The organism is Pseudomonas sp. PS01299 (assembly GCF_029960145.1).
Classification (GTDB): Bacteria; Pseudomonadota; Gammaproteobacteria; order Pseudomonadales; family Pseudomonadaceae; genus Aquipseudomonas; species Aquipseudomonas putida_A.
The window spans coordinates 1-7903 of sequence record NZ_JASCPO010000249.1; the positions used below are offsets into that span (position 1 = coordinate 1).

Here is a 7903-nt window from a genome sequence, read left to right on the forward strand (position 1 = left end):
GTCCCCTGTAGGAGTGAGCCTGCTCGCGATAGGGCGACCAGCTTCAACATCGTTGCTGACTGACGGACCGCTATCGCGAGCAGGCTCACTCCTACAGGTATTACGGCTGCCCCGGATTCTTCAGTACCCCTGAACAACTGTGGGAGCGAGCCTGCTCGCGAAAGCGGTGGATCAGCCAACATTGTTGTCGACTGACACTCCGTCTTCGCGAGCAGGCTCGCTCCCACAGGGGTGTTGCGTGATTCAGGACTACCGGGTTATTGCCCCGGAACATCCTTGCGCAGTTTCACCGGATCCTGCTGCTGTTTCTTCCGGGCCATCGCGCCGCGCAGTTTGATGTTGATCGCTTCCACCGCCAGCGAGAACGCCATGGCGAAGTAGACGTAGCCTTTCGGCACATGCACGTCGAACGACTCGGCGATCAGTACGGTACCGACCACCAGCAGGAACGACAGCGCCAGCATCTTCAGCGACGGGTGCTTGTCGATGAATTCGCTGATCTTGCCCGAGGCCGCCATCATCACCAGCACGGCGACGACGATTGCCGCGACCATCACCGGCACATGGGAGACCATGCCGACGGCGGTGATTACCGAGTCCAGCGAGAACACGATGTCGATGATCGCAATCTGGATGATGGTGTAGAGGAAGTTGCCGCCCTTGCCCGAAGGCTCGTCGCCGCTTTCGTCTTCGCCTTCCAGCGCGTGGTACATCTCCTGCGAGCTCTTCCACAGCAGGAACAGGCCACCGAAGAACAGAATCAGGTCGCGCCCGGAAATACCCTGGCCGAACACCACGAACAGGTCTGCGGTGAGGCGCATGACCCAGGTGATCGACAGCAGCAACAAGATCCGCGTGATCATCGCCAGGCCCAGGCCGAAAATCCGCGTGCGCTGCTGCATGTGCTTGGGCATGCGGCTGACCAGGATCGAAATCATGATGATGTTATCGATGCCCAGAACGATTTCCAGGGCGGTCAGGGTAAAGAAGGCAACCCAGATTTCGGGGTTGGTCAGCCAATCCATGTGTATTCCTTTGAGCGAGTGTTAAACCATGACGCCAGCAAGCAGCTGGCGTCATGGTGAGTGAATGCCGTTACAACGTGCTGAACAGCGGGAAAGTCCCCAGCAGCAAGGCGGCCACCAGTATGCACAGGCAGACCAGCACTGCCCACTTCAGGGTGAAACGTTGGTGATCACCGAATTCGATACCGGCCAGCGCCACCAGCAGGTACGTCGACGGTACCAGCGGGCTGAGCAAGTGGACGGGCTGACCGACGATCGAGGCACGGGCCATTTCCACTGCGGTGATGCCGTAATGGCTGGCCGCTTCGGAGAGCACCGGCAACACGCCGTAGTAGAACGCGTCGTTCGACATGAAGAACGTGAACGGCATGCTCACCAGCGCCGTGATCACCGCCAGGTACGGGCCGAGGAAGTCCGGAATCACTGCCAGCAGACTTTTCGACATGGCGTCGACCATGCCGGTTCCGGACAGGATACCGGTGAAGATACCCGCAGCGAAAATCAGACTGACCACCGACAGCACGCTGCCGGCGTGGGCCGCAACGCGGTCCTTCTGCATTTGCAGGCACGGGTAGTTGACGATCATCGCGATGCTGAACGCCACCATGAACAACACCGGCAGCGGCAGCAGGCCGGCGATCAGGGTGCACATCAGCGCCAGGGTCAGCAGGCCGTTGAACCAGATCAGCTTCGGACGACGGGCATCGGGGAACTGCGAGACGCTGATTTCGCTGTGATCGATCTCGTCGCCGATCAGGTGCAGCTCGCCCAGACGCGCACGCTCACGTTTGCCGTAGAAGTAGGCAATGATCAGGATCGCCACCACACCGGCGGCCATGGCCGGGATCATCGGCACGAAGATGTCCGACGGGTCGACATGCAGCGCACTGGCGGCACGGGCGGTCGGGCCACCCCACGGGGTCATGTTCATCACGCCACCGGCGAGGATGATCAGACCGGCCATGATCCGCGGGCTCATGCCGATGCGGCTGTACAGCGGCAGCATGGCGGCCACGCAGATCATGTAAGTGGTCGCGCCGTCACCATCGAGGGAAACGACGAGCGCCAGCACGGCGGTACCGACCGAAACTTTCAACGGGTCGCCCTTGACCAGTTTGAGGATCTTGCGCACGGCCGGGTCGAACAGGCCGGAGTCGATCATCAGGGCGAAGTACAGAATGGCGAACATCAGCATCACGCCGGTCGGCGCAAGCTTGGTAATACCTTCGAGCATCATCGGGCCGATCTTCGGCGCGAAACCACCGAACAGGGCGAACAGGATCGGGATGATGATCAGGGCGATCAGCGCAGACAGGCGCTTGGTCATGATCAGGAACATGAACGTGATGACCATGGCAAAGCCAAGGAAAGTCAGCATGGGATTACTCCAGGCGTAGCGCGGCTAATTGAGTGAGCGGATCGGAAGGGATCAGCGCAGAACGGGAAGCACGAGACGTACGGGCGGAGTTTCAGCGAGAAGGCGGGCTACAGAGGACATCAGAATCACCATTGTTGTTGTTAATTGGGCCTGACGTGCGAGCGATCACACGCATCGGCCAACCGGTCTGTTGCCGGTAGTGGCGGCGATCCTAATCGGGCAACCTTTCAGCTACCTTTCGCTGACGAAAGCTTCAGGCGAATGGCCAACCGGCTGTCGGATGCGGCTAGAGTCAATCATTTCGGGGACGGGAGGGCAGGGACATGGAAGAAGTGCACAGCGGTGGCTGCCACTGCGGACACATCCGCTATCAGTTCAGCGGGCCATTGCAGGACATTGCCCACTGCCACTGCTCGATCTGCCGCAAGGTCAGCGGTGGGATTGTCACCACGTGGATTACCGTGGCGGCGGCCAGCGTCCAGTGGCTGAGCGGCACGCCATCGCGCTATGACTCGTCGAGCAGTTGCGCGCGGTATTTCTGTCCACGTTGTGGCGCGCAGCTGGCGCTGGTGACATTGCTCAGCCCTGAGAGCATCGATGTGACCATCGCCACGCTGGATCACCCGGAGCGGGCGCCGGCCGAGCGGCACATCTGGACGGACAGCCAATTGCCCTGGCTGCATCTGGACGAGCATCTGCCGGGCGAGCCTGAAGAAACGCTTTGATCAGAAAATAGACAGATCCAGCGGCCGCATCGCGCCCATCCAAATCGCGTGCTCGGTGTGATCGAGCAAATCATCGCCAGTGTCGGGGTGCAAAAACACCACCAGCCCCTTGCGATTGAGCGCCAGCCACGGCAACACCTCACCGATCAGCTCCGGGCCGAAAGCCAACTGGCAGCTCCAGTCTGGATGCGGGCCGACCGGGCGCTCATGGACGCGCCCCATCTTCAGAGGAAACAACTGCGCCGCCTGTTCACACAAAGCGCGCGCCTGATCAATTGAGTCAGCGTCGAAATAGACGTGGGCGTGATAGCCATTGATTGCGTGCATCTGAAAGCCTCTGAATCGGTTCGAACCCTCGGCGCAGGCTGCGTGTCACACGCCATACGAGGGACAACAAAAAGGAATCAGCCATGAAAAATGCCGAAACCCCGACGGTGAAAGTGGTGCTCTATGGTGCCATGGCCAGCCTGGGCGGTGCGTTGATGGCTGAAATGCTGCGCCGTCAGCACGAAGTCATCGCGATTCTCGACGATTTGAACGTACTCGCACCACGTCCGGGACTGCGCACCAAAAGCGGCGATCTGTTCGATGCCGACCGGGTCAAGCAAAGCGTAGCGGGCAGCTCGGCGGTGATCTGTCTGCTGGATGCTCCGGGGTTGCCGTTCAGCAGCGACCATGTGGAAAGGTCCGTGGTGCTCGGCCCGGTGGAACAGGTGCTGGCGGTCGATGCATTGGTCGACGGCCTGCAAGCGGCCAACGTTTCCAGGCTGTTCCTGGTGGGGAATTTTGCCGTGCTCGACGAGCCGGAGCTGGACGACGGGTTGCAACGCCACGCCGCCGAAGAAATCCGCGAGGCCCTGCAAAGCAGCCCATTGCAGTGGACGCTGGTGAATGCGCCGCACGGGGTGGCGGGGCTGACCATTGAGCATTTCAGTCAGGTGGGCGGCAATCTGGAGCCGGGGCTGGCGGAGCCGCTGGAAAGGCTGAACCGGGTCGCGGTGGGGATTGCCGATGAGCTGCGGTTGAATCTACATGTGGGGCAGCATGTGAATTTTGTCGCGACCTCAGGTACGTAAAAAGATCGCAGCCTTCGGCAGCTCTACATTTGAAATGCGACTCCCCTGTAGGAGCTGCCGCAGGCTGCGATCTTTTGCTGTTTACACCGCAATCGAAGGCAGCGCCATTCCCGTCAGGGATTCGGCGCTGCTGGCCTGCTCGGCCATTAACCAGTCGACAAACTGCTGAATCAACGCGCCCCGGCGTTTGCGTTGCGGCAGCACCACGTAATAACCGAGGCGCGACAACGTGGTCTCGGCGATCGGCCGACACAGCAAGCCTTGGCTCAGCAAGTTATCCACAAGGTGGCGCCAGCCGATGGCCACACCCTGACCGCCAATCGCCGCTTGAATCAACAAGGTGTAATTGTCGAAACGCAATTGGCCCGGTGCTGGCGGGGTACTGATGCCCAGTTCGCGAAACAGCCCGCTCCAGTCAAACCAGTTGCTGCTGTTTTCACCGCGCAGGTGCAGCAGCGGCAACTCCAGCAACGCCTGGGCAGGCAAGGGCAGGGCACGCTCCTTGAGCAATTGCGGACTGCACACCGGAAATACTTCCTCGCTGAACAGCCAATGGCTTTCGCCCTGTTTGAAACGCCCGTCGCCGAACAGGATCGCGACATCGATGTCGGTGCGCAGCATGTTGTGGTTGCGCTCGCTGGTGACCAGGCTGACATCGACGTTCGGATTGGCTTCGTGGAAGCGGTGCAGGCGTGGCATCAGCCAGTAAGCGGCAAAGGCGAAATCGGTGGCGACTTGCAATACCTCATGTTGCTGCTGCGTACTGATCGCGCTCAATCCTGCGTCGATATTCTGTAAACCGAGCTGAACCTGCTCGAACAGGATCGCGCCGCCCTCGGTCAGTTCAATACCGCGATAGATCCGGTCAAACAGTCGTACTCCCAGCTGTTCTTCCAGACGCTTGATCTGCTGGCTGATCGCTGGCTGCGTGGTGCCCAGCTCAACCGCCGCCGCAGTAAAACTGTGATGACGCGCCGCCGCTTCGAATGCGCGCAACAGGTCGAGGGACAGATTGCCGAGGGCATCATACATAAGCTGTGCTTATCCTAGTCATTGTCCGGCGCAGGCTTTACCGGACGGGGCATGGACTCCATGCTCGATCGCAGCAATGTCGCATAAATATTCACTATGGAATGCCGCGATCACATGAAGCGCAAGAACATTCTTTTCATCATGGCCGATCAAATGGCCGCGCCAATGTTGCCAATCTACGGCCCGTCGCCAATCAAACTGCCGAATCTTTTGCGCCTCGCCGCTCAGGGCGTGGTGTTCGATGCCGCTTACTGCAACAGTCCGCTGTGCGCGCCGTCGCGTTTCACTCTGGTCAGCGGCCAGTTACCGAGCAAGATCGGCGCCTACGACAACGCCGCCGATTTCCCTGCCGATATTCCGACCTACGCCCACTACCTGCGTCGCCTCGGTTACCGCACCGCGCTGTCGGGCAAGATGCATTTCTGCGGCCCGGATCAGTTGCACGGTTATGAAGAGCGCCTGACCAGCGACATCTACCCGGCCGACTACGGCTGGGCGGTGAACTGGGACGAGCCGGACGTACGCCCGAGCTGGTATCACAACATGTCGTCGGTGCTGCAGGCCGGGCCGTGCGTGCGCACCAACCAGCTCGACTTCGATGAAGAGGTGGTGTTCAAGGCCCAGCAATACCTGTTCGATCACATTCGCGAGGACGGCGATCAGCCGTTCTGCCTGACCGTTTCGATGACTCACCCACACGACCCGTACACGATTCCCAAGGCGTTCTGGGATTTGTATGACGATGGCGACATCCCGTTGCCGACCACCCCGGAACAACATTCCCTCGATCCGCACTCGCAGCGCCTGCTCAAGGTCTATGACCTGTGGGACAAGCCATTGCCTGTGGATAAGATTCGCGATGCGCGCCGTGCGTACTTCGGCGCGTGCAGCTATATCGACGCCAACGTCGGCAAACTTCTGCAAACCCTCGAAGATACCGGGCTGATCGATGACACCATCATCGTGTTCTCCGGCGACCACGGTGACATGCTGGGAGAGAAGGGCCTCTGGTACAAAATGCACTGGTTCGAGATGGCCGCGCGGGTACCGCTGTTGATCAGTGCGCCGGGGCAGTTCGCTGCCGGCCGGGTTAGCGCGGCAGTGTCCACCGCCGACCTGTTGCCGACCTTCGTTGAACTGGCCGGCGGCACCTTGGAGCCAGGCCTGCCGCTGGATGGCCGTTCGCTGTTATCACATCTGCAAGGGCAGGGCGGGCATGACGAAGTATTCGGCGAATACATGGCCGAAGGCACCGTCAGCCCGCTGATGATGATCCGTCGCGGCGCCTACAAATTTATCTACAGTGAAAGCGACCCGTGCCTACTCTTCGATGTACACAACGATCCGCGTGAACTCGAAGAACTCAGCCAGTCGCCGCAACATCGCCAGCTGTTCGACGATTTTTTCGCCGAAGCGCGGGCCAAGTGGGACATCCCGGCGATTCACCGCGAGGTGCTCGCCAGCCAGCGCCGCCGGCGTTTTGTCGCCGACGCCCTGACCATCGGCAAGCTGAAGAGCTGGGATCACCAGCCGCTGGTGGACGCCAGTCAGCAGTACATGCGCAACCACATCGACCTCGACGATCTGGAACGCAAGGCCCGTTATCCACAACCCTGCCAAAACCAATAATGTAAGGGGAAGTCCATGCGCAAGTTATCCACAGCACTGATGATTGGCCTGCTGGCTCTGGGCAGTGCCTCGGCATTCGCCGAGCAAAGCTGCGAAACGGTGAAAATGGCCGACCCGGGCTGGAGCGACATCGCCGCGACCAACGCCATCACCGGGTTTCTGCTGGACGGCATGGGCTACAAGGCCAAGGTCGACACCCTCGCGGTGCCGATCACCTTCGGCGGTTTGAAGGACGGTCAGGTGGATGTGTTCCTCGGCAACTGGATGCCGGCGCAGCAGGGCTTCTACGACAAGTTCGTCGCCACCGGTGACGTCACGCAACTGGCGAAGAATCTCGACGGCACCGAGTTCACCCTGGCCGTCCCGGATTATGTGTGGGATGCCGGTGTGCATGACTTTGCCGACCTGAACAAATACGCCGACAAGTTCGACAAGAAAATCTACGGCATCGGCTCCGGTGCGCCAGCGAACATCTCGCTGCAGGAAATCATCAAGAAGAACGACTTCGACCTCGGCCAGTGGAAGCTCATCGAATCCAGCGAACAGGCGATGCTCGCCGAAGTGTCGCGGGCAGTGAAGAAGCAGAAATTCGTCACCTTCCTCGGCTGGACCCCGCACCCGATGAACGTGCAGCTGAAGATGCATTACCTCAAGGGCGGCGAGAAGTATTTCGGCGACACCGGCAGCGTCTACACCCTGACGCGCAAAGGCTACGCCGAGGCCTGTCCGAATGTGGGCAAGTTGCTGACCAACCTGGCGTTCACCCAGGACATGGAGAACAGCATCATGGCTGAGGTGGTGAACAAGAAAGTCAGCAATGCCGATGCGGTGAAGGCATGGATCAAGGCCAATCCGGCGGTGCTGGACAAGTGGCTGGAGGGGGTGAAGACCGTGGATGGCAAGGATGCTTTGGCGGCTGTAAAGGCAAAGCTTTGACCATAGGGTGGCTTTGAATTTTGCTCGGCTTGAGATTTTTGCCCCCTCACCCCAGCCCTCTCCCCCAGAGGGGGCGAGGGGGAAGGGAGCCGATCTTTATGT

The 7903-nt window shown here is 60.1% G+C and carries 8 protein-coding genes; 4 read left to right on the forward strand and 4 right to left on the reverse strand.

Features of this window, described 5'->3' with window-relative positions:
• Nucleotides 1-257: 257 nt before the first annotated feature.
• Together QMX91_RS26645 and QMX91_RS26650 are read right to left on the reverse strand one after the other, a co-directional pair.
• Complete coding sequence (locus QMX91_RS26645) at nt 258-1025, reverse strand: TerC family protein (protein ID WP_027610258.1); 768 nt, start codon at nt 1023-1025, stop codon at nt 258-260.
• Between the two features lie 70 nt (nt 1026-1095).
• Nucleotides 1096-2403: a CitMHS family transporter gene (locus QMX91_RS26650; RefSeq protein ID WP_007954069.1), complete on the reverse strand. Its 1308-nt coding sequence runs from the start codon at nt 2401-2403 to the stop codon at nt 1096-1098.
• 323 nt (nt 2404-2726) lie between these two features.
• Here QMX91_RS26650 and QMX91_RS26655 point away from each other — a divergent pair, with 323 nt between their 5' ends.
• The gene (locus QMX91_RS26655; RefSeq protein ID WP_282413623.1) at nt 2727-3128 is read left to right on the forward strand and encodes a GFA family protein; all 402 of its coding nucleotides are present in this window, start codon (nt 2727-2729) and stop codon (nt 3126-3128) included.
• Here the strand turns inward: QMX91_RS26655 and QMX91_RS26660 are convergent, their stop codons facing one another.
• A complete protein-coding gene (locus QMX91_RS26660; protein WP_098966448.1) occupies nt 3129-3455 on the reverse strand; it encodes a DOPA 4,5-dioxygenase family protein in 327 nt (108 codons plus the stop codon).
• A gap of 83 nt (nt 3456-3538) precedes the next feature.
• On the opposite strand from QMX91_RS26660, the gene QMX91_RS26665 reads away from it, so the two are divergent.
• A complete protein-coding gene (locus QMX91_RS26665) occupies nt 3539-4204 on the forward strand; it encodes an NAD(P)H-binding protein (protein ID WP_282413624.1) in 666 nt (221 codons plus the stop codon).
• Nucleotides 4205-4285: 81 nt separating this feature from the next.
• Here the strand turns inward: QMX91_RS26665 and QMX91_RS26670 are convergent, their stop codons facing one another.
• A complete protein-coding gene (locus tag QMX91_RS26670) occupies nt 4286-5236 on the reverse strand; it encodes a LysR family transcriptional regulator (RefSeq protein WP_282413625.1) in 951 nt (316 codons plus the stop codon).
• A gap of 114 nt (nt 5237-5350) precedes the next feature.
• On the opposite strand from QMX91_RS26670, the gene betC reads away from it, so the two are divergent.
• Both betC and choX read left to right on the forward strand, forming a co-directional pair.
• Entirely contained in the window at nt 5351-6865 is a 1515-nt protein-coding gene (betC, locus tag QMX91_RS26675; RefSeq protein WP_282413626.1) for a choline-sulfatase, read from the forward strand.
• Between the two features lie 15 nt (nt 6866-6880).
• Nucleotides 6881-7801 carry a choline ABC transporter substrate-binding protein gene (gene choX, locus QMX91_RS26680; RefSeq protein WP_282413627.1) on the forward strand — a complete coding sequence of 307 codons (921 nt, stop codon included), beginning with the start codon at nt 6881-6883 and terminating at the stop codon, nt 7799-7801.
• Nucleotides 7802-7903: the final 102 nt, after the last annotated feature.